2 protein-coding genes are annotated in these 1,212 nt (G+C 46.7%); both read right to left on the minus strand.

Features of this window, described 5'->3' with window-relative positions; translation table 11 throughout:
• Positions 1–707, minus strand: a 707-nt coding sequence (locus NZ772_19275) for an amino acid ABC transporter substrate-binding protein (GenBank protein MCS6815699.1), incomplete at its 3' end; no start/stop codon positions are given.
• Positions 708–812: 105 nt separating this feature from the next.
• Positions 813–1,025 (minus strand): hypothetical protein, encoded by a 213-nt coding sequence (locus tag NZ772_19280; protein MCS6815700.1) that lies wholly within the window; start codon positions 1,023–1,025, stop codon positions 813–815.
• Positions 1,026–1,212: the final 187 nt, after the last annotated feature.

A 1,212-nucleotide genomic window follows, 5' to 3' on the forward strand; every position in this document is an offset into this window, starting at 1 on the left:
AGGGCATACACTGACCATTTGACGACTTCGTACCATTCTGTGTCTCCTGTTGCTACGGCTGGAGCTAGCGGCTCTTTAGACAGTAGACCATCTAAAATCACATGATCGGCAGGGTTGGGGAAAGCACTGCGTCGAGAGACTAGTTGAGACCGATCGGATGTAATTCCTGCACAGCGTCCTTCTAGGTATGCTGTGTAGGCTGCATTGACATCTTCATAGGTAACGGGCGTATAGTCTAAGTTACGCTTGCGCATCTGATCAGCTAGATTCTGCTCGTTAGTGGTACCAATTTGAGTGCAAATAGCCTTACCTTTCAATGCTTCGAGGGTTTTGATGCCGCTATCTTTACGAACCATCATGCCTTGTCCGTCATAGAAGACAACTGGCGCAAAATCTAACCGTACTGCTGTATCTCGATTAACTGTCCAGGTAGTATTTCGGCTTAGGACATCAATTTCTCCGGTTTGTAGGGCGGTGAATCGCTCTTTAGCATTTAGGTTACGAAACTCAACAGCATCAGGATCATTAAATAGGGCTGCTGCGATCGCCCGACAAACATCCACATCTAGCCCTAGATACTCGCCACTTGGATCCACAAAGCTAAACCCTGGCAACTCTCCGCTGACCCCACAAATCAGTTGGTTACGATTTAAGACGGCTGCTAATCGTCCCGATTTTGGTACTGTCTTGCCCTCAGGCGAACTCATGTCTGAGACACTTGGTCTTCCACAACCCGCCAGCGCTAGCAGCAACGCCAAGATCAAACTTGTGCACCTTTGCATTCCTTTTTCCCTAGCAATCTAACCGATGCCCTAGCAACGTTGTTCAGCCAAATCGCGAATCAACGGTAGTTTATTATGGATATAGTCTACCAATGTGTCAGTTTCTTGGTGGTTGAGTAGGCGTTCTGCTCGCAATTGCCTCACAAGCATGTGGGCTAGACTATCATCGTCTAGATTCAGCAAGATGCTAGTGTGAGTCGCTTCAACAAGGAACCAAAACTGACGCAGAACAGAAGGATTCATGGGTCTCTCCAGGTTAATCCGCGTTAAGCATTTCTTCACTTTCACGATACACTACGGGTCTGAGAACCGTGTGAAGTGCACACAAGATGCAACAAGGTAATAGAATCCCTTCACACAGCGACTCATAACTTAAAACTGTGCTGAGTGCAAAAACAGATTACGTAGAGAGTTTTATCGATTGAGTTTT

The sequence above is a fragment of the Cyanobacteriota bacterium genome, assembly GCA_025054735.1.
Lineage (GTDB): Bacteria > Cyanobacteriota > Cyanobacteriia > SKYG9 > SKYG9 > SKYG9.

Excerpts from the sequence above, each read along its gene's own strand:
- NZ772_19280 (MCS6815700.1), bottom strand. The coding sequence starts at position 1,025 with ATGAATCCTTCTGTTCTGCGTCAGTTTTGGTTCCTTGTTGAAGCGACT.